The organism is Luteibacter sp. 3190, assembly GCF_031456385.1.
In the GTDB taxonomy this organism is placed as follows: domain Bacteria; phylum Pseudomonadota; class Gammaproteobacteria; order Xanthomonadales; family Rhodanobacteraceae; genus Luteibacter.
In genome coordinates this window covers 914459-937746 of sequence record NZ_JAVDUO010000001.1, presented here as the reverse complement: position 1 = coordinate 937746, position 23288 = coordinate 914459, and the positions used below count along the sequence as shown (strand labels likewise).

Sequence of the window (23288 nt, the reverse complement as noted above, 5' to 3'; positions counted from 1 at the left end):
GTTACGCACGGAGCGCGTCATGTCGAACAGCACCGATGAAGCCGGAGGCGGACGCCGCGCTCCTGCAAACCTCGAGACCTCGCTGGAATATGAGACGCCGGATGACGTCCTGGCGCGCGTCCCACAAGGCGTGCCCCCAGACGGCACACTGAAAGCGATCGTCGGTCCGGATGCCATCACGCTTCTTCTCCCCACGACCGCGGCATGGTTGGCAGCGGGCGATGTGGTCCAGCTCAAGGTCGACGACCAGTTCGTCGGACGGGAAGTACTTGTCGACGCCTGGCTGGACAAGCCCGCGATCGCTCTGACCCTCAACGCGGAGGATCGCTCGGGTGAGCGGCTGCACGCCCTCAACTACCGTATCACGTACCAGTCCGGCGTCGGCGGCTGGGATGAAGGTCCCACGGACCAGCAGTTCATCGTCGATTTCACACCACCTGGCGGCACCGGTGCGCCGCGCGCCATGGTCTTCGATCCGGGCGTCGCCGATGGCGTGACGCAGGACGACCTCGAGTCCGACGCGAACGGAAGCTGGTTGAGCGCCACGGTCGAGGCGTACAACGATCAACAGGCGGGCGACAGGGTGCACGCTTACATCGACGGCGTGGCGGAGATCGGCTACGTCGAAGTGACCCTCGGCGAGGAGGAGTCAGACATCGCCCTGCGCTTCCCCAGGGACGTACTCGAGCGCGTACGATACGCGGCCGCCGACCCGAACGGTGAGTTCCTGTTCACCTACCGCCTCGAGGATCGGGCCGGGAACCTCTCCGATCCTTCGGTGCCCGTGTCACTGAGGTTGCTTCTTGGCCCGAGCGCGCCCTGGGTCGCAAACACCGTCGGCGACATAGGTACCGAGCTCCATCTCGGCGACGTTCCTGACGGCTACGTTTCCATCATCGCCGAGGAGCACGGCGGCATCGTCGGCGACAGCATCGCGGCCTCATGGAAACCCGTGGTGGGCTCGCCATGGACATCCGCGCCCCTGCCAGTCCAGCGCCCCAACTACCCGGTCACGATCCCCATGCCCGTCGCCGATGCGAACCTTCGCACGGGTTCCGTCGATGTGACGTACGCACGAACGGGCGTGTCCGGCGAGGCGAAGTCGCTAGCGAGAACGTTGAACGTCATAGGCCTTGCGAACCTCCTGCCGGTGGATGTCCGTGAGGCGGACGGAAGCGATATCGCGCTCGCCGAGGTGCCGCCCGCAGGCGCCACCTTGATCGCGGCCGTCCAGGCTTTGATCCCTGCGGGAAGCGCGGTCACGTTCGAGTGGAAAGCGGTCGATGCGAGCGGCGCCTCTTTCTCCGATCGAACCACCGTCTACGCGAACGGCATGGAGCCGACCGAGGCGCGGCTGCCGTTGAGCGATCTTCAACAGGCCGCCGGATCCATCGACATTCGCTACACCGCCGACCCCGACGCGGCGACCCGGGTCGCCCAGGAGGCGCCCTGGAGCACCTTCAACGTGATCGCAAGCGGCACCGGCTACCCGCCACCGACCGTGGCGGAGGCTCCGGAGGGAATGCTCGATCCAGCGAACGCGACGGAGGGTGCACACGTCGTGGTGGACGCCGACCTGATCGCCAGCGATAGCGTGACGCTGCTCTTCGGAAGCGACGAATTTGGCCCTTATCCGGGAAGCAAGCCGCTCACCGTGCTGATTCCCGCGAGCCTCATCCGCTACCTGCTCGGACAGAGCGTGCAGGTGGCGTACCGGGTGACGCGCAATGGCGTCCCGGACATGTCTGCGCCACTGGACCTCACGATCGGCACGTTCGAGGACGAGGATGACGATCTGCCGGCTCCGGTCATCGATCGGGCCATCGCCGGCGAGCTCGACATGACGACATTCGACGGCGATCCCCAGGTGCTCGTCACACCCTGGCCTCTGATCTCGGCGGGTGAGACGGTTTGGCTCCGTGTCACCGGCACGCTGAGCAACGGTGGGACCGACACCATCGCACTTTACGCCGCGCAATCCGTGACGCCGGCCATGGTGACCAGCGGGCTTGCCGTGTCCGTTCCGCGTGCCCGCCTTCTGTCGCTCAAGGACGGAAGCAACGTGACCGTGACATGCAAGGTCGACTTCGGGGGAACGACCGTCGAGAGTGCGGCGGTTCTGTTCCCCACGTCGTCGTACCGTCTGCGCCTGAAGAGCGGCGGATTGATCGGAGGAAGAGCCTTCGAGCTCGAGGAGTTCGAGGACCCAACCTCAGCGGTGGCCAACGGCGACACCTATCGCATGCGCTTCTGCCGGATCACGCCCGTGGGAGGACGCCTGCAGAAGAGTACCGGGTCCAACTCCCCCTACCTGCTCAGAGCATGTGCCTATCTGAGCGAGTCCACCGATGTCACCGCGCGGATCGTTCTGGACCATCCCGCCATCGAGGCGAGACTGGGCGTCCGGCCGCCAACGGCGCCTTACACGACCACCGTCGTCGCTTATGACGCGGCGCACCAGGTGATCGACCGACACACGCTTTCGTTGCCGGGCTGGGCGGAATTCGCCTCGCCTTCCACACGCCCGATCGCGTCGCTCGAGGTGCTCGGGACCGGCAACCACGCCACCTGGTTCGACAACCTGAGCATCAGGACGGGGGCCGCGTGGGACGAGATCACGGATGCCGACCCGCGTTGCCTCGAAACCTTCGGCGACCTTCCGCTCGAACGGCACGGAGATCACTATGAGTTCGACCGATGGCACGTGAATGTGGGCGGCACCGGCACGCAGACGGGCGAGATCGAGATTCTCGTACCTGGCGGACTCTCGACGCAGGCGCTGGGCGTGCACATGAGACCCTATGGTACCGTTCACCAGTTCACGCCGCAGTTCGCCGTGTGTCCCCGTGTCAGCACGAGACTACGCATACACGCCTCGGAGTCGCTGGGACGATCGGTGACGGTTTTCCTGGTCTACACGAACAGGTACGACCCGGTCTTCCGTACGGTATCGAAGACCGTCTCCTCGCTGGGCACGGCCACGCAGAACGTCACGTTCAGCACCTCCAGCGAAGTTGCCGGCAACGGCGAATACGTATCGCACATCCGTGTCGTGGTGAATGGCACCCCTAGCCGCAACGTGACCATCTACTACGACGACATCGAATTCCGCACCGGCAGCGTGCGCTCATCGATCCTGCCCCCTGCGCGTACGGTTGCTCCGCGAGCGAACGCGTTCAACGCACCTTTTGTTCCCGAGAGCATCGACGGCCATGTCGTGATCGATACATCGCCCGTGACCGTCGCCTGCGAAGTGCACGACGGCCTGAAGGGAGATTTGTTCCACGCGCGCTGGTACAACGACCCGGCGACGGAGACGCCGGCGTTCGAAACCAAGGAAGAGGCTCTGCCGCGCGACCATTACCCGATGACTTTCATCGTTCCGCTGGCTGAAGCCGCCCTCCGTCCTGGAGACATCATCGCCGACTACGTGGTGCGCCGGGGCGATGAGACGTTCATCTCCCAGCCGACACGGCTCAAGGCTGAAGTCATCGCGCGGCTCCAGGCGGTCGAGGTGGACGAAGCGAACGGTGACGACGTCATCGAACTGGGCACACTGCCGGACCACGCCACGGTACGGGCCCCGGCACAGCCGGAGCTGGTGCCGGCCGGTCGCAAGGTCACCTTCGCCTGGGAAGGTAAGGACGCTGATGGAGTGACAGTTGGCGGGACGAACGTCGCCTGGTCCAACGGCCAGGACGACACGAGCACGAACCTGCCACGGGCCGACCTCGAACGCGTCGGGTCGATGGCGATTCGCTATACCGTGACGAACGAGGAAGGCGCACGGGACGTGGCCATGGACGCGCTGGTCGCCCCCTGGCGAACCTATCGCATCGCGTCGACCGGACCTTCCTGGCCCCTACCGGACATCATCGAACTTTCCGCTGGCGTGCTGACTCCGACAGCGGCCCGACGCGGCGCCACTTGCTATATCGACGCCGCGCTCGTACCCACCGACGAGGTCGTTGCCACGTTCGGCGGTTTCACCTCGTCGGCTGTCGCCGGCGCTCGCCCCCTGCGCATCGTTGTGCCGCCCGGCGATGTGGCGCGTCACCTCGGTCGCGATGTGGATGTCGCATACACGGTGACGCGCAACGGGTCGACATCGAGTTCTCCACCGCTGACAATCCACGTCCAGGGTTTCACTGACGACGATGGACTTCTTCACGCACCGGCGATCGACGGCGCAAATGCGGGTATCCTCGATCTCACGAGTTTCGAAGGCGTCCCCGAGGTCACCGTCGCACCGTGGCTCCTGATCGACCCACGGCAGCGCGTGATGCTTTCCATCGAAGGCGAGTCCGCCGATGGCTCGGTGGCACGCATCGACCTCCTGGCCGACGCACCCGTCGATCCCGCATGGGTCACGAGCGGCCTACGCGTGCCCGTCGCACGCGAAATGCTCCTCGGATGGCGTGACAGGTCGACCATCGACGTCGTCTTCGCGGTCCAGTTCGACAGCGCGACGGAAGGGACGCGCTTCCCGAAAGCCACGTACGTGCTACGGACCGGGGCTATCGGAACGCCGGGCCGCGCCTGGGAGTGCGACGACTTCGCCGACATCGTCGTGCTGGACGCGCAAAGGCAGGTCCAGTCGCGATTCTGCACGCTGCGACAGCGCACCGGTGTACTCGAGGCATCCTTCCTCGACGCGCCGTGGCAGGCTGCGCTGGCTCCCTTCGCCGAAGGCATGGCCGCTCGCATGACGAAGGCTTCCGCGGTCACCGAAATCGAGCTCGACCGACCGGCGGCCAGCATTCGTCTTGGCGTGGCGCCCGACTCGCGAGGCTCCGTCCATGTGATCGCATTCGACGACGAAGGCGAGCAGGTCGGCGCCGTCGACCGCGACCATCCCGCCTGGGTCGCTTTCGACGCGACCGATGGCGGTCCGGGCCTTCGCCGGCTCGAACTATGGTCGACCGTCGATGGCGAAGCCTACTTCGACAATCTCCTGGTCGGCACCGGCGAGCCATGGCGGTGGGAAACGGAGCCGGTTCGCGAGGACTTCGACGACCTGGAAGACGGCACGTACGACGCCCGTCTCGAGCTTCCGCTGTGGTCGATCAAGGCCGACTCGACGACCATCGAGGTGACAAGCGCGCCGGCCGGCATGTCGGGCAAGGCCGTCGCCATCCACATGAATCCCGGCGGCCATGTCCACCAGATCACGCCGAGATTCGCCATCCGCCCGAACCGGGAGATACGACTGCTGGTGCGCGGCGTGGTGAGCGAACCCTACGACGCGCGCTTCCGCGCCGTGTACTTCAACACCGACGACCTGACCCTCCGACCCGTCGAACTCAAGGTCGAGATCGGCAACTACACACGCGTGATCTCGATCAGCGAGCCCGGCGATCTGCCGCGTCCAAATGAACTGCTGTCCCACGTATCCGTCACGCACGGCAACGGAACCCATGCCGCGACCGTCTATTACGACGACCTCTCAATGGAATTGAATGGAGATACGAACATGAATCCCTTTGTCGCCGAAGTCATCCAACGTCATGCGGACGCGCGTACGTCCACCGGCCGGTCCGGCGCCAATGCGCCGCGCGCGATGGCACCGCCGTGGGTACGCGGCACCGTCGATGATCTCGGCCTGGTCCTACGTCTCGAAGACCTTGCCAAGGGTGACGCGCAGGTCGATGTGTACAGCCATGAAGGCGTGAAAGGCGAATCGATCCGCGTCCGCTGGCAGAAGGTCGGTACCGAATCCTTTGAGACAGGCTGGCAAACGCTGACGCGCGATGGAGAGCCGCTCCTTTTCGCCATCCCGTACGACAAGGTCAGCGCACGTATCGGAGACGTCAACGTCCGCTACGAGGTCGAGAAGATGGATGGTACGTCCGCGTTTGCGACCAGCCAGTTGACCGTCGAAGGCACGCCGGGCGTGGCACTCGTGGAGGTCGTCGAAGCCGAGGATGGGAAGATCGTGCTCGCTGATCTTCCCGCGGCTGGTGCGACGCTTTCGGCGCCGCACCAGCCAGAGCTGATCCCCGCGGGAAGCGCCATCACGTTCCTGTGGAAAGGTTCCGATGCGAACAATAACGACGTGACGGGTTTCGCGAAAGGCTATAGCGATGGACACACGCCGTTTCAGAGGACGATGCCGATGTCGGACCTGCAGCGCATGGTTGGCCGCGTCGAGATCTATTACGAGGTCGAGCAAGCGGTGCGCCGCTCTCGTGGATTCCTTCCCCGCACCGTCAAGCCTCGCGCGCATCTCGTCTCGGACATCGCCTCCTTCGACATCGTTGGCGCCGCGGGCTATCCCGCGCCAACGGTGCTGGAGGCAAGCACGGGAATGCTCAGACCAGTCGACGCGGACAAGGGAGCCACCGTCGCCATCGATGCCGATCTCGTCGCCACCGACAGCGTAAAGATCTTCTTCGGTCCGTATTCGACGACCGTGGCGGGGTCGGCCTCGCTCCGTGTTGTGGTTCCGGCGGGCGAAATCGCCGCGCTCCTCGGGCAAGCGGTCGAGGTGTACTACGCGGTCACCCGGGCGGGCAAGACGACGCAGTCGGAGAAACTGCCACTCACCATCGGCTATTTCGAGGACGGCGATCTCCCCGTACCGCGCATCGACATGGCGGACCCGGACACGTTCGAGCTCAATCTCGGCAACTTCGACGGCGATCCGAATGTGGTGATCGATCCCTGGCCGCTCATCGCTGTGGGGCAGACGGTATGGGCAAGCGTCGACGGGGTGCGGTCGGACGGATCGACCGTCAACCTGACTGTGCTGGCCGGCGAACCCGTCACGACGTCCATGCTTGGCACCGGCGTGCAGGGGCCCGTGGCGAGGCTCGCGCTCGAAGCCTGGAAGGACGACAGCGAACTGACGGTGACATGCAAGATCAACTTCGCCGGAGGACCCGAGGCTGCCGCCGTCACCCTGGATCCGATGCGCTATCGACTCGTTCGCGGAGGCGGAGGCGGGATAGTCGGCCGGGAGTTCGAACACGAGAACTTCAACGATCCTGTCGCGTCGGTGGCCAACGGCGATTGGTGCCGCATGCGATTCTTCAGCATTCGCCCCAGCGGCGGACCGCTCAAGAAAGGGACGACGAGCTCGGCATCTCCGTATATCGACGGAAACGCGGTGCTGCTGCATGAGACGCAAGCGGCCGTCACCTGCGAGGTCGCACTCGACCATCCCGCTGTCGAGGTGCACCTCGGCGTCAAACCAGCAAGTACATCCATTCCCACGGAGGTCATCGCTTACGATGGGACGGGTGCTGTCATCGAGCGGGTAACACCTGGCACCACGTCCTGGGTCAAGTTCATATCGGATTCGTCGCGGCCGGTCGCGACGCTGAAGATCAGCTCTCAGAGTGGCACCTCCACCTACTTCGACAACCTCATCGCTTTCACCGGATCGAAATGGGACATCATCGACATGGACAGCGATCCCCGCTGCCGGGAGACATTCGACGACGTGCCTCTGGGCAAGTACGGGAATCACTTCGAGTTCGATCGCTGGCACGTGAGCATCGACGGGCTTTCGAACCGGGACGATATCCGCGACGGGAACATCGAGATCGGACCGGCTCCAAGCGGCATGTTTGGCCGTGCACTCGCTGTCCACATGCAGCCATACGGGCGTATCCACCATCTGACGCCCCAGTTCGCGGCCTGCCCGCGTATCGAGACGTCGTTCTACGTCAGAAGCACCTCTTCGGCATTGCACCGGGCCAGCGTGACGCTCGTGTACGTCGACTTCCACAACAAGACCGTGCGAACCACGCCGGCGAAGTCGATAAGCCTGGATACCGGCATCAAGCACGTGGTCTTTTCGGCGACGACCGAGGTGGCAAAGGACACCGAGTACCTGTCGCACATTCGCGTCGCCATCGATCAACCCACGCTTCCGGCGACGATTTTCTACGACGACATCGTGCTGAGGTGACGCGATGGAAACGACGCAGCCAGCTATGCCGTGGGTCGAAGGAACGAAGGACGACGGCGGCGCGGACCTCGTCCTCGACGACCATCCCACAGGCCAGATCGTGGTCAAGGTCGAGGGCGATGGCCGACCGCGGGGATCGCTGGTGCAGGTCCGCTGGCTTGGACTGGGCGACGGAACGTCGGCCAGTCCACCGTACGAAACAGGGTGGTCGCTCGTCACGCACGCGAATGCTCCCCTGGACTTCGAGATTCCGGTCTCGGAGGCCAACCTGCGCCCGGGCACGGTACGCGTCAGTTATACCGTGCTGGGCGGTGACGGCACGTCGGTCGAGTCGCTTGGACGGCCGCTCACGGTGACCTCGCGTGGCACGCTCGTGCCGCCCGAGGTCCCGTCGGGCGACGGAACGGCGATCAGCCCGGGCATAAGTGGCGACACCATCGAGGTCGTGGCGCCGCGGCAGCCCGAACTCGTGCCGCCCGCAAGCCGACTACGCTTCTACTGGGAAAGCCAGGAGACAGGCCTCGACCGGTGCAGGGGATGGGACGAATGTTTCGCCCCGGAAGACACTGCATCGCTGGGCCACATCCCCGCCAGCGCAATCGCCCGACTGCAGGGCCGGCATATGCGCCTGTGGTACGAGGTCGATGTCTATGCGGCCGGTGGCGCGCACCTTACACACCGCCAGAGCGAACCTGTCGTGCTCGAGATCGCCGGCGACGCCGGACTCCTTCCGAAGGCGACCATCGTCGGCACTACTGCGAACACGCTCAGGCTGAGCGACTTCCCGACCGACCTGGCACTCCTGATCCCTCCCTGGCCCGGCATGACGGAAGGCCAGACCGTGTGGATCGAACTCGAGGGCGTCTGTGCCGAGGGGCCAGCCTCGCTCATCGCGGCCGATGGCGAGCCGGTGACCCGCCCGATGCTTGCCGACGGGTTCTCGACGTCCGTGGCGGTCTCCACGCTTCCAGCATGGAAGGACGGCTCGGTCGTGACGCTGCGCGGTGCCATCAGCTTCACCGGAGGCTCGCGCGACGATGCAACCGAACTCCCTGTTGCGACGCTGACGCTGCTGCGCGATTCGGGCAACGAGGGGCGCGCCGTGGAAATCGAAACCTTCGATGGCCTGGCGCCCCTGGCGGCTGGCGAGACTCAGCGTTACCGATTCTTCGAACTGCAGCAGAAAGCCGGCCAGCTCACCGCTTATTCCACGTCGGGCACCACCGGCTACGAACCCTACCTGAAAGGTCTCTGCGCGAGCATGGCCGCATCCGGTGGATCGACCGTACGAATCGTCCTGGATCATCCCGCCGCGCGTGTGGAGCTGGGCGCCCGACCAGCGAACGAGAACTACCCTGGCACGGTCGTGGCGCGCGATCGCGAGGGCGAGGTCGTGGCGAACCTGCGCATCGAGAAGATGGGCTGGATCGATATCCGCCCCGCGACAGAATCGACGCGTATCGCAAGCATCGACATCTCGAACACCGGCACCTCCGGACTCTACTTCGACAACCTCAAATGCCACACGGGCAGCGCGTGGAACGAGGCCTCCGGCGAATTAGCAGGGAAGTTCGACGACCTCGTGCCCGGCGAGCATGGCGACACTTTCGTCTGCCAAACCTGGAGCGTCTCGGCTCCGGGAGCAGACATTGCCATCATTCCGGACTCCTTGTCCGGAAACGGCATGTGTCTTGCGGTCCGCATGGCGCCCGAAGGACGAACTCATTATCTGACACCTCGCTTTGGCATCCGGCCACGCGTTCGTGCGGAACTACGCGTGCGCACCAGTGGGACGGTGTCGCACACCGCGAAGTTCGAGATCGTGCTGATCAACAAGTTCGATCACACGGTTCGCGTGTTCAGCCAAGAGAAGACGGTGGGTCCGCAGGAGACGCCAATAACGTTCGCTACGGCGCAACTACCCACGGACGACGAGTACGTTTCGCATTTTCGCATCGTCCACAATTCCGGGAAGACGGTCACCGCCGTCATCTACGACGACATCGTACTCGAATGAGACGCGCAGGATGGGCCGATCCGGTACCGCTCGCGGTCCACCTCGGCCATTCGCCCAGCCCCGGCTAGCGCGCCAGTTGTATATGCCGACCCCGACCCCCGGCTTATAAAGATCACCAAGGCGTGAGAGGCCGTCCGGCCCTCGCGCGAAGGACAGGGGGATCGCATGAAAGCCGGGGACATGGCGGGTCGTGGCGGTGGCAGGGGTGGCAAGCGGGGTGGCCGGGGCGATGCGCGAACCGCGTCGCCCGGCCGGCGCGTCGCCGCCTCGGCCGTTCGGCCTATGCCCTCGCGCGCTCCCAACGGGTACGAGGCCACACGATGAACGACGCAGCAACCGCCGCGCGACGCGACGCATCCACCGTCCATGACCGGTTCGCCGAGGTGGCGAAGGCCTGGCCGGCACGCGTCGCCGTCGTTTCCGATACCGCGACGCTGAGCTACGCCGAGCTCGACGCGCGCAGCGATCGCGTCGCCGCGTCGCTGGCCGCGGCGGGCGTGGAGCATGGCAGCTATGTCGCGATGCTGATGGAGCGGTCGGTCGAGGCGATCGTGACGCTGTTCGGCGTGCTGAAGGCGGGTGCCGCCTATCTGCCCATCGATACGCGCTGGCCGGCCGAGCGCGTCGCGTTCGCCCTGAACGACGCCGATGTGGCGGCGGTGGTGATCGACGACGGGTTGGCCTTCGATGCCGACGATGTGCCGACGTTCACGCTCGCCGGGCTCGAAGGCGGCTCGTTCGGGGAGCTTGTCGCGAGCACCCGTTCGCGCGCGAGCGCGCTCCCACAGGAGGGCGCCAGCCAAGGCGGCGATCTTGCGTATTGCATGTACACCTCCGGATCGACGGGCGTGCCCAAGGGCGTCGATATCCGGCACGCGTCGATCCTGCGACTCGTCCTGCGCTCCGATTACATCGACTTCGATGCGCCGAAGGTGCTTCACGCCGCGCCGCTCGGTTTCGACGCGTCGACGTTCGAGATATTCGCGCCTCTGCTCAACGGCGGTACGTGCGTCGTCTACCTCGAGCGCGTGCCGACCGGCTGCGGCATCGCACGCACCGTCGCGCGGCACGGCGCGGAGATCGCCTGGCTCACCGCAGCACTGTTCAACGCGATCGTCGACGACGACGCGACGAACCTCGCCGGTCTTCGCACCGTGCTCACCGGCGGCGAGGCGCTCTCGGTGCCGCACGTGCGCAAGGCCTATGCGGCCCTGCCCGACACGACGCTCATCAACGGCTACGGTCCGACCGAATGCACCACGTTCGCGACCACCTATCCGATCCCGCGCAACCTGCCGGAAGACCGGCCGGTGCCCATCGGTCGTCCGATCGGGGAGACCTCGCTGCACGTGCTCGATGCCGATGGCAACGAAGTGGCACCCGGCGAAACCGGCGAGCTGTTCATCGGCGGCAGCGGCGTCGCGCGCGGTTACCTCAACCGCCCGGAACTCACGGCGGAGCGCTTCGTCGCCGGCGGCACGCGTTACCGCACCGGCGACCTCGTGCACTGGCTGCCCGACGGCAACCTCGCCTTCGTCGGCCGCGCCGACGGCCAGGTGAAGATCCGCGGTTACCGCATCGAGACCGGCGAGATCGACATGGCGTTGCGTGCCCTGCCCGGTGTCGACGCGGCTGCCGTCGTCGCACGCGAAGACGCGCCAGGCGAGAAGCGGCTGGTCGCCTACTACGTCACGCACGACGACGGCGTCACCGCGCGCGCCCTGCGTGACGCGCTGGCGCGCACGCTGCCCGATTACATGCTGCCCGTCGCATGGATGCGCCTCGACGCGTTGCCGATCAACGACAACGGCAAGCTCGACCGTCGCGCCCTTCCCCACCCGGACGGCGCGCGCCCCGAACTCGCGGCGCCGTACGTCGCACCGCGCGGCGCGATCGAGACGCGCGTCTGCGCGATCTTCGCCGAGGTGCTCGGCATGGCCGAGGTCGGCCGGGACGACAACTTCTTCGATCTCGGCGGCACGTCGATCCTTGCCACGCGCGCCATGGCGCGGGTGCACGAGGACGTGTCGCCGGTACCCACGCTCGTCGGTTTCTTCGCGCAGCCGACCCCGGCCGCCGTGGCGGCCACGATCGAGGGGCGCGCCACCCGTGGGGTCCTGGCAGGGCGCCCGGCGGGCGGCGCGCCGGCGGCGGGGGAGCCGGTGGCGATCATCGCCATGGCCGGCCGTTTCCCCGGTGCGCCGGACGTCGAGACCTTCTGGGACAACCTCTGCGCCGGCCGCGAATCGATCCGATTCTTCGCGCCTGGCGAACTCGATCCCGCGATCGGCCAGGCCGAGCGCGACGAACCGGGATACGTCGCCGCACGCGGCGTCCTCGACGGCGTCGAGCAGTTCGACGCCGGTTTCTTCGGCATGTCGCCGCGCGAGGCGGAACTCACGGATCCGCAGCAGCGCCTGTTCCTCGAACTGTGCTGGGAGTGCATGGAGCGCGCCGGCTACGTGCCCGACGGCCAGGACACGCCGGTCGGCGTGTTCGGCGGCATGCACAACGCCACCTATTTCCAGAAGCACATCAGCGGCCGTCCCGACCTCATCGAGAAGCTCGGGGCGTTCCAGGTGATGCTCGGCAACGAGAAGGATTACCTCGCCACGCGCGTCGCGCACAAGCTCAACCTCACCGGACCGGCGATCAGCCTCAACACGGCGTGCTCCACGTCGGCCGTCGCGATCGCGCAGGCCTTCGACGCGCTGCGCGCGGGCCGCTGCGGCATGGCTCTCGCTGGCGGCTCGTCGATCGCCTGCCCGCCGAACAGCGGTTACGTGTCGCAGGAAGGCTCGATGCTGTCCCCGGATGGCCACACGCGCACCTTCGACGTCGACGCGCAGGGCACCGTGTTTAGCGACGGCGCAGCCGTCGTGCTGCTCAAGCGTCTTTCCGACGCGCTGCGCGATGGCGATCCGGTCTATGCCGTGATCCGCGGTGCCGCGGTGAACAACGATGGCGCGGTCAAGGCCAGCTTCACCGCGCCGAACGCGGCCGGACAGGCGGCGGTGATCGCGATGGCGCTGAACGATGCCGGCGTGTCGCCGCGCGACATCTCCTACGTGGAAGCTCACGGCACGGCCACGCCGCTCGGCGATCCCATCGAGCTCGAAGGACTCACCGCGGCGTTCCGCCAGCACACGAACGATGTCGGCTTCTGCGCGCTCGGCTCGCTCAAGAGCAACGTCGGCCACCTCGTGATGGCGGCCGGCGCGGCCGGCGTCATCAAGACCGCCCTGGCCCTGTGCGAGCGCCGCCTGCCGCCCTCGCTGCACTTCCGCGCCGCCAATCCGCGCCTCAACCTCGCGGAGTCGCCGTTCGTGGTGAACGACACGCTGCGTCCCTGGCAGACCGCCGGCGGCCCGCTGCGCGCGGGCGTGAGTTCCTTCGGCGTCGGCGGCACCAATGCCCACATCATTCTCGAAGAGGCGCCGGAGCGCGCACCGTCCGACGTCGCGACCGGCGCGCAGCTGCTCCTGCTCTCGGCCCGCACGCCCAGCGCGCTCGGCGACGCCGCCGCGCGCCTGGCCGATCACCTCGCCGCGCATCCGGAAGGCAACCTCGCGGACACCGCGTGGACGCTGGCGCGCGGCCGCAAGGCCTTCACCCAGCGCACGCATGTGGTGGCGCTTTCGGCGAGCGACGCGGTCGCGAAGCTGCGCGACATCGCCGCGGCGGCGACGTGCCGTACGTGCACCAGCCCCGCGCCGGGTGTGGTCTTCCTCTTCCCCGGACAGGGCTCGCAGTACGCCGGCATGGGCCGCGAGCTGCACGCCACCGAACCCGTCTTCCGCGCCGCGCTCGACGAGGTCGCCTGCGCCCTGCGCGACGAACTCGGCTTCGACCTGCGCGACCGGATGTTCACGGACGATGCGGATGCGCTCAAGGCCACCGCGCTGACCCAGCCGGCGACGTTCGCGCTCGAGTACGCCCTGGCACGCCTCTGGATGAGTCTCGGCGTGACGCCGGTCGCCATGATCGGCCACAGCGTGGGCGAGTTCACCGCCGCCGCGCTGGCTGGCGTCATGCCGCTCACCGATGCCGCCAGACTTGTCGCGCGGCGCGGCCGGATGATGCAGGCGCTGCCCGCGGGATCGATGCTTTCCGTTCGTCTGGGCGCCGCGGAACTGCGCGCGCGGCTCCCGGACGTTCTTTCGCTGGCCGCCGAGAACGCCCCGAACGCCAGCGTCGTCTCGGGGGCCACGGACGACGTCGACGCCTTCCGCGCGACCCTCGAGGCCGAGGGTGTCGCATGCCGCGTCCTGCACACGTCGCACGCCTTCCACTCCGCGATGATGGATCCGGTGCTCGAGGCCTTCCGCGCCGAAGTCGCGCAGGTCGCGCTCGCCGCGCCTTCCACGCCGATCATCTCGACGCTCACGGGTGTCGGCCTCACGGCGGCGGAGGCCATGTCGCCCGACTACTGGACGCGCCACCTGCGCCACACCGTCCGCTTCTCGCCGGCGCTGCTGCACGCGCTCGACGACGGCCATCACGCGTTCCTCGAGGTCGGCCCGCGTCCGAGCCTCGCCCTGCTGGCTCGCCAGCACTCGCAGAGCCGTGGCCGGACCATCGTCGCCTCGCTCGGCGACGGGGCCGGCGACGAACGCGCCGCGTGGCTTGGCGCCGCCGGTGCGCTGTGGTCGGCGGGCGTCACCGTCGCGACCGACGCCTTCGATCATCGCGAGAACCGCCGCCACGTGCGCCTGCCCACCTATCCCTTCGAGCGCAAGCGGCACTGGATCGACGCCCGCCTGCCCGCGTCCGTCACGCCCATCGCCAGCGTCGCCGCGCCGGTCGTGCCGTCCGCCACCACCCCTGCCGTCGTTCCGGAGTCCCCCATGCCGATGCCTTCCGCTCCTGCCACCGATCGCCCGAAGCGCCTCGCCGGCGAACTCGTCGCCCTGTTCGAGGACGTTTCCGGCGCCGAGCTCGAAGGCGTCGACCCGTCCGCGAACTTCGTGGAACTCGGACTCGATTCGCTCTCGCTCACCCAGGTCGCGCTGCAGCTGCAGAAGACTTACGCACTCAAGATCACCTTCCGCGAACTGATGGACGGCTGCTCGTCGTTCGAACGGCTCGCGGCGCATATCGATCGCCTGTTGCCGGCTGAAGCCCAGCCGGCGGCGCCCGCGACGGCGGCCCCGGCCGCACCGGTCGCGGCGGCGGCACCGGCGGCGATCGCCGCCGGTGGCGGACTGGTCCAGGACGTGATCGCGCAACAGATGCAGATCATGCGGGAACAGTTGGCGTTGCTGGCGGGAGCCGCCGCTCCCGCGCCCCAGCCCGTGGCGACTGCGAACACCGCTCCGCCGGCCTCGCCGACGGGCGCCGGCAGCGTCGGCGAAGCGGCGACGGCACCGGCCGGCCTCACGGCCGCCAACGACGAGGAAGCCGCCCTCGCCCACACCACCTACGACGTGAAGAAGGCCTTCGGCGCCATCGCGCGCATCCACCACGCGAACACCGACCTGACCTCGCGACAGCGCGCGCGGCTGGACGCCTTCATGCGCCGCTACATCGAGCGCACGAAGGCGTCCAAGGCGTACACGACGGAACACCGCGCGCACCTCGCCGATCCGCGCGTGGTCAACGGCTTCCGGCCGCTCCTGAAGGAAATCGTCTACCAGATCGTGATCGAACGCTCCAAGGGTTCGAAGGTGTGGGACCTCGACGGCAACGCCTACGTCGACGCGCTCAACGGCTTCGGCATGAACCTGTTCGGCTGGCAGCCCGACTTCGTGCTCGACACGGTGCGCGAGCAGCTGGAGGCCGGCTACGAGATCGGTCCGCAGCATCCGCTGGCCGGCGTCGTCGCGAAGCAGGTCTGCGACATGACCGGCTTCGACCGCGCCGCGCTGTGCAACACCGGCTCGGAGGCCGTGATGGGTTGCGTGCGCGTCGCCCGCACCGTCACCGGCCGCGACACGCTGGTGATCTTCACCGGCTCATACCACGGTATCTTCGACGAAGTGATCGTGCGCGGCACGAAGAAACTGACCTCGGTGCCGGCCGCGCCGGGCATCCTGCGCAACACGTCCGAGCACGTCCTCGTGCTCGACTACGGCACCCCGGAAGCGCTGGCCATCATCCGCGAGCGCGCCTCTTCCATCGCCGCCGTGCTGGTGGAGCCGGTGCAGAGCCGCCGCCCGGACTTCCAGCCCGTCGAATTCCTGCGCGAGCTGCGCGCGATCACCGAGGAAGCCGGCTCGCTGCTGATCTTCGACGAAGTGGTCACGGGCTTCCGCGCCCATCCGCGCGGTGCGCAGGAAGTGCTCGGCATCGACGCCGACATGGCCTCGTACGGCAAGGTGGTCGGCGGTGGCTTCCCCATCGGCGTGATCGCCGGCAAGCGCCGTTTCATGGACGCGCTGGACGGGGGCCACTGGCAGTTCGGCGACGACTCGACGCCGACGGTCGGCGTCACGTATTTCGCCGGCACGTTCGTGCGTCACCCGCTGGCCCTCGCGGCGGCGCACGCGGTGCTGAACCACCTGGCCGAACAGGGGCCGACGCTGCAGGCCTCGCTCAACGCGAAGGTCACCGCGATGGCCGACGAGCTCAACGCGTTCTGCGAGAGCGTGGGCGCGCCGGTGCACGTCGTCCACTTCGCTTCCGTGTGGAAGACGAGCTTCACCGAGGACCATCCGCTGCAGGACCTGCTCTTCGCGATGATGCGCAGCCGCGGCATCCACATCCTGGACAACTTCCCCTGCTTCTTCACGACCGCGCACAGCGACGCCGACTTCGCCGCCATCGCCACCGCGTTCCGTGAATCCATCCTCGAAATGCAGGAAGCCGAATTCCTGCCGCGCCGCCGCGAGGCCGCCGCCTTCGACGCCAGCCAGCCGCCCGTGCCGGGCGCCCGGCTGGGCAAGGATCCCGAAGGCCGGCCCGCGTGGTTCGTTCCCAACCCGGATGCGCCGGGCAAGTACCTGAGGGTTACCGCATGACGCCCAACGAGCTGGCCGCCGCCACGGCGGTCGACTACGACCCGTTCGCCGGCGCGCCGCTCGCGCGCCTCGTGCCGACGACGGCCGCGCAACGCGAGGTGTGGCTGGCATCCCGGCTGGAGCCGGAAGCCTCGCTGGCGTACAACGAGGCGATCGCGCTCACCCTCAAGGGCTTGCTCGACGTGCCGGCCCTCGAATGGGCCCTGCAGGGCGTCGTGGATCGACACGAAGCGCTGCGCGCCACCTTCGCCGGCGACGGCGAAGGCATGTTCGTCGCCGAACACGCCACGCTGCCGATCGCGTTCCACGACGTCTCGCTGCTCGCGCCGTTCGAGAGCGACGCGCGCATCATGGCGGCGTACTCGCGCATCGTGACCACGCCGTTCGACCTGGAGAACGGCCCGCTCGTCCGCGCGGAACTGTTCCGCCTGGGCCACGACCGCCACCTGCTGACGATCGCCGCGCACCACATCGTGTGCGACGGCTGGTCGTTCGGCGTGATCGTCCGCGATCTCGCCGCCCTTTACGCGCAGCGCACGGGCAAGGGCGAAGGCCCCGCCGCGGCGGGCGCGTTCTCGAACTTCGCGTTGGCCGAGGCTGCACACGCCGGCAGCGAGACGGCCCGGGAGGACGAAACGTACTGGCTCGACCGGTTCGCCGGCCCGGTCCCCGTACTCGACCTCCCTACGGACCGCTCCCGTCCCCGCCGTCGGACGTTCACCTCACGGCGCGAAGACCGCACGCTCGATGCCGTGGAAGTCGCCGGGATCAAACGTCTCGGCGCCTCCCACGGAGCGAGCTTCTACGCGACGCTCCTCACGGGCTTCGCGATCCTGCTCCGCCGCATCGCCGGACAGGACGACGTCGTGATCGGCATCCCCACCGCCGGCCAGGCGGCGGAAGGCCTCGACAACGTCGTCGGCCACGCCGTGAACGTGCTGCCGCTGCGCGCGTCGATCGCCGGGACGGCGACGTTCGCCAGCGTGCTCGGCAACGTTCGCAACGACCTGCTCGACGCCTTCGACCACCAGCGCTACACGCTCGGCAGCCTGCTCGCGCGCCTCGCGATCGCGCGCGACCCGTCGCGCATGCCCCTGGTCGCGGTGCTGTTCAATCTCGATGCCCAGCTCGACGAATCCACCGTGACCTTCCCCGGGCTGCGCTTCGACCTCGAAGCGGTACCGCGCGAGTACGAGAACTTCGAACTCTTCGTCAACGCGGTGCAGGTCGATGGCGGTCTGCGGCTGGAATGCCAGTACAACGCCGACCTCTTCGACGGGGCCACCGTGCAGGGCTGGCTCGACGCCTACGCGACGCTGCTGCGCGAAGCGGCGATCGATCCGGCGGAGCAGGCGCTGTCGCTGCCGCTGGTGTCCGACGCCGTGTACCGCGAGCTCGCGGCGCTGCAGCCGGCCCCCACGCCGTTCCCCGAACTGCGCCTCGCGCACGAGTATTTCGAGCAGCAGGCCGACCGCGCGCCTGATCGCGCCGCCGTGCGCCACGCCGACCGCGCCCTCACCTATGCGGCGCTCGAGTCGCGCGCCAATCGCATCGCCAACGCGCTGCGCGCGCGTGGCGTCGGTCACGGCCAGCTCGTCGGCCTGTCGCTGGGCCGCGGCGTCGACATGGTCGCCGCCGTCCTCGGCGTGCTGAAGTCCGGCGCGGGCTACGTGCCGCTGGACCCCGCGTTCCCCGCCGACCGCCTCGCCTTCATGGCGCAGGACGCCGCGCTCGCCGCGCTGGTCGTCGACGACGATGCGCCACTGTCGTTCGCGTTCGACGCCGACCGCGTCCTCGCACTGAACAGCGACGAGGTCGCCCGCGCCTCGTTCGAACGGCCGGAACGCAACCGCCGCGCCGCGACGCCCGATTCGGTCGCCTATGTGATCTTCACGTCGGGATCGACCGGGCGCCCGAAGGGCGTCCGCGTGCCGCATCGCGCGGCCGGCAACTTCCTCACCAGCATGCAGCGCGTGCCCGGCATCGCACCCGACGATCGCCTCGTGGCGGTCACCACCCTGTCGTTCGACATCGCGTTCATGGAACTGCTGCTGCCGCTGACCAGCGGCGCGGAGATCGTCGTCGCCGGGCGCGACGACGTGCGCGACGGCGGCCAGCTGCGCCGCCTGATCGAGGAGAGCGACGCCACGATGATGCAGGCGACGCCGGCCGGCTGGCGGCTGCTGGTCGATGCCGGCTGGCAGGGCCGTCCCGCCTTCCGCGCCGTCTCGGGCGGCGAGCCGCTGCCCGTCGACCTCGCCGAAGCCCTGCTCGACCGCTGCGGCGAGGTGTGGAACGGCTACGGTCCGACCGAGACCACGGTGTACTCCACCTACTGGCGGGTGTCCGATCCGCGCGAAGGCATCTACATCGGCCGGCCGATCGCGAACACGACCGTCCACATCCTGGACGAGCGCGGCAACCACTGCCCGCTCGGCGTGCCGGGCGAAATCCACATCGGCGGCGCCGGCGTCACCCTCGGGTACCTCGACCGTCCCGAGCTGACGGCCGAGAAGTTCGTGCCGGACCCGTGGTCGGAAGCGCCCGACTCGCGGATGTACCGCACCGGCGACCGCGGTCGCTGGCTGAGCAACGGCCTGCTCGAGCACCTCGGCCGCCTCGATTTCCAGGTGAAGGTGCGCGGCTACCGCATCGAGCCGGGCGAGATCGAAAGCGTCCTGGCCGACGTGCCGACGGTCGCGCGCGCGGTCGCGATGGCGCGCGAGGATCGTCCCGGCGACGTCCGCCTCGTCGCCTACGTCGTGGGCCGCGACGGCGCGATCCCCGACGAGGACTCGCTGCGCAACGCCCTGCGCGCGCGCCTTCCCGATTACATGGTGCCGCAGCACATCCTCATGCTCGACGCGATTCCGCTGCTGCCCAACGGCAAGATCGACCGCAAGGCGCTGCCGCCGCCGATCGCCCAGTCGATGTCGGCACCGGGCGAGCGCATCGGTCCGCGCAACGAGGACGAGCGGCGCGTCGCCGCCGCCATGGAAACGGTGCTCAGCCTCCCCGACCTCGACATCCGCGACGACTTCTTCGCGCTCGGTGGTCACTCGCTGCTCGCCGCGCAGCTGACGGCGCGTCTCAACCGCGAGTTCGGGGTGACGCTCTCGTTCCGCACGCTGTTCGACGCACCGACGGTCGAGCAGCTCGCCGCCGCGATCCGCGCGCAGGTCGCCACGGGCACCGCGCCGGCCACCGCCCCGATCGGCCATCGCGACGACGCGGCGCAGGACCACGCCCCGCTCTCGCTGATGCAGCGCCGCCTGTGGGCACTGGAGCGCATGCATCCGGGCCGCGTGACGTACAACGCGCCGTCCGCGCACCGCCTGCGCGGCGCGTTCGACGAGGCGGCCTTCGACATGGCCTTCCAGGCGCTGATCCAGCGCCAGCCGATCCTCCGGACGTCGTTCCACGACACCGGCAAGGAGATCGTGCAGGTGGTCGCGCCGCGGCTCGAGTATCCGCTCTTCCCGGCCGAGGACCTCAGCCACCTGCCGGAAGATGCGCGTGAGACGCGCCTGATGCAGCGCCTGCAGGAGCTCACCGACACGCCGTTCGACCTCGGCAGGGCCCCGCTCTTCAGCGCCCGCATGTTCCGTCTTTCGGACACCGAGCACGCGCTGTTCTTCATGCCGCACCACATCATCTGGGACGGCTGGTCGTTCGACATCCTCTACAACGAGCTTTCCGCGCTCTATCGCGCGTTCACGGCGGGACAGCCCTCGCCGCTCGCACCACTTCCGGTTACCTATGGCGATTTCGCCGAGTGGCACACGCAGTGGCTCGAATCGCCGGCGTTCCAGACGCAGCTGGCGTTCTGGCGCGAACGCCTCGCGCAGATGGGCGACGTGCGCGCGCTGCCGACGGATCATCCGCGGCGCCCCGGCATGTCTGGCCTTGGTCGCACGGAGTGGATCCGCGTGTCGCGCGAAGAAACCGACGCCATGCACGAGGTCGCGCGCCTGGCCGACGCGACGCTCAACATGACGCTACTCGCGCTGTACTACGCCATGCTCTCGAGCTCGGCGGGCCAGCACGAGCTCGTGGTCGGCACGCCCGTGCGCGGCCGCAACCAGACCGAGGTCGAATCGGTCATGGGCTACTTCAACAACCTCTTGCCGCTGCACGTCAGCGTCGATCCGGCCCTGTCGTTCCTCGAGTTCGTGCGTCACGTGAAGCGCACGGCGATCGAGGCCTTCGGCCATCCCGACGTGCCGCTGGAATACCTGCAGCGCGAACTGCGCGTCGGCCAGGGCGCGGGCGCCACGCTCTACCAGGCCCTGTTCTCGTTCCAGGACGCGCGCCAGCGTGTGGTCGACTGGGCGGGACTGGCGCACGAACAGATCCTGCTGTTCCAGAGCGGAGCCACGGAAGACCTGGGCCTGTGGTTCCTCGAGGGTCACACCGGCATGGTCGGCGGCGTCACGTACAACGCCGACCTGCTGCGCGCGGACACGGCACGCATGATGCGCGAACGTTACCTCGGCATGATGCAGGCGGTCGTCGCGAACCCGTCCATCGCCGTCGGCTCGCTCACGGCCGCCACTCGTGCCGAGCGCGAGCGCATGCGCGACTGGAATACCGGCGCCGCGACGGGACGCCTGCCGGAAGACCTCGTTTCCATGGTCGAAGCCGGCGCCGCGGCCGGCGCCGCCGTGGCATCCGACGCGGTGGCCGTGGTCGATGGCTCGCGCGAGACGACGTACGCGTCGCTGCTCCGCCGCGCGACGCGCATGGCGGTGCTCCTGCGCGAGCGAGGCGCCGCACCGGGCCAGGTGGTCGGCCTGTGCGTCGAGCTCGGCAGCGACCGCATCGCCGGCCTGCTCGCCATCGCGATGACCGGCGGTACGGCGCTCCTTCTCGACCGTGCCGACCCGACCGCGCGCCTGCGCGACATCCTCGCCGACGCGCGCATGACCGTGCTCATCGGCGACGCGGCGCTCGAAGCGACCCTGGACTGGCCGCGCGCCTGCGCGCTGTGGCTCGACGCGGACCATGCCGAACTCGACGGCGCGATCGTCGACGGGTTCGCGCGCACGGCGATGGATCCCGACACGCCGGCAGTGGCCTTCTACGTTCCCGGTCCGGATGGCAGGGCACGTGGCGCCGCGCTGTCGCACCGCGCGCTCGCCGGTACCGTCGAGGGCCTGGCGGACGCGCTCGGCATCGAGGCGGGCAAGCGCATTTCCGGCGACGCGCTCGCCTCCGATCCGATGTCCGCGATCGAGCCCTTGCTCGCGCTGGCGCAGGGTGCCACCTGGGTCGTGCACGACGAACACCGTCTCGAGCATGGCGCCGGAACCGGCCTCGACCTGCTCGCCGCGACACCCGAAACCTGGCAGGCGCTGATCGACCACGGCTGGAGCGGCGACGATCGCCTCGTCGCCGTCGCCAAGGGCGGCACGCCCACGACGCAACTGGCCACCCGGCTCGCCGCGACCACGCAGGCGCTCTTCACCCTGTTCGGCGACACGATGTCCGCGCCGGTGGCGACCTGCGGCCGCCTGCACGGCAACGCCGGCGCGCTGCACGAAGGGCGTCCCGTCGCCAGCACGGAACTATGGATCCTCGACGACGCCGGCGAACCCTGCCCCATCGGCGCGACCGGCGACGTCGCCGTGGCGGGCTCCACGCTCGCCATGGCCTTCGGACACCGCGCGATCGGCGAACGTCAGCCGGGCGACGACCGGCTGCAGCGCACCGGCTACCGCGGCCGCTGGCTCGCCGACGGTCAGCTGCACGTGCTCGACCGTGCGGATCGCCGCCTGCGCCGTCACGGCCTCGATGTCGAGCCGTCGGCGATCGAGACGCTACTGCTCGCCCAGGCGGGCGTGGTGCGCGCGCTCGCCGTGGCGCGCACCGATGCCAACGGTCTTCCGCGCATCGACGCGTACGCGGTCGGGGCGCCGGGCAATCCGCCGGACGCGGACGGTCTGCGTGCCGCGCTGGCGTCGTGGCTGCCGGCGTGGTCGATGCCCGCGCACCTCGTGATGCTCGACGCGCTTCCGCTGCTCGCGACTGGCGAGATCGACACGGCCGCGTTGCCGACGCCGACGGAACCACGCCACGGCGGCCCGACAGTGGAAACGACGGAGCCACGCAGCGAGAGCGAGCGGCTGCTCGCGTCCGTCTGGACCGAGCTGCTGGGCATGACGCGCGTGCGCACGAGCGACAACTTCTTCGACGTGGGCGGCCATTCGCTCCTCGCCGTGGACATGGCCGCGCGCGTGCAGAAGCTCACCGGCGTGCAGCTGAACCTGCTCGACATCGCGAACGGCACGCTCGGCACGCTCGCCGCCGAGCTGGCGATCGCACCGCCCGTTCCGACGGCCGCACCGAAGCGCGGCCTCTTCAGCCGCCTCCTCGGGCGCGGCTGAGCGGGCGCCCG

The 23288-nt window shown here is 68.5% G+C and carries 4 protein-coding genes; all 4 read left to right on the top strand.

The window, feature by feature from the left end:
• The first annotated feature begins 19 nt into the window (after positions 1-19).
• The gene (locus J2X58_RS04385) at positions 20-7915 is read left to right on the top strand and encodes a hypothetical protein (RefSeq protein ID WP_310046605.1); all 7896 of its coding nucleotides are present in this window, start codon (positions 20-22) and stop codon (positions 7913-7915) included.
• Positions 7916-7919: 4 nt separating this feature from the next.
• Positions 7920-9932 (top strand): hypothetical protein, encoded by a 2013-nt coding sequence (locus tag J2X58_RS04380; protein ID WP_310046604.1) that lies wholly within the window; start codon positions 7920-7922, stop codon positions 9930-9932.
• A gap of 320 nt (positions 9933-10252) precedes the next feature.
• Positions 10253-16891, top strand: a complete 6639-nt coding sequence (locus J2X58_RS04375) for a polyketide synthase (RefSeq protein ID WP_310046602.1) — start codon at positions 10253-10255, stop codon at positions 16889-16891.
• Positions 16888-23277 (top strand): non-ribosomal peptide synthetase, encoded by a 6390-nt coding sequence (locus tag J2X58_RS04370; protein ID WP_310046600.1) that lies wholly within the window; start codon positions 16888-16890, stop codon positions 23275-23277. The genes J2X58_RS04375 and J2X58_RS04370 overlap by 4 nt, the downstream gene beginning before the upstream one ends.
• Positions 23278-23288 lie beyond the last annotated feature (11 nt).

What these genes read in the sequence shown, in the direction of transcription:
- J2X58_RS04385 (WP_310046605.1), top strand. Translation starts at nt 20, where the DNA reads ATGTCGAACAGCACCGATGAAGCCGGAGGCGGACGCCGCGCTCCTGCA.
- J2X58_RS04380 (WP_310046604.1), top strand. Translation starts at nt 7,920, where the DNA reads ATGGAAACGACGCAGCCAGCTATGCCGTGGGTCGAAGGAACGAAGGAC.
- J2X58_RS04375 (WP_310046602.1), top strand. Translation starts at nt 10,253, where the DNA reads ATGAACGACGCAGCAACCGCCGCGCGACGCGACGCATCCACCGTCCAT.
- J2X58_RS04370 (WP_310046600.1), top strand. Translation starts at nt 16,888, where the DNA reads ATGACGCCCAACGAGCTGGCCGCCGCCACGGCGGTCGACTACGACCCG.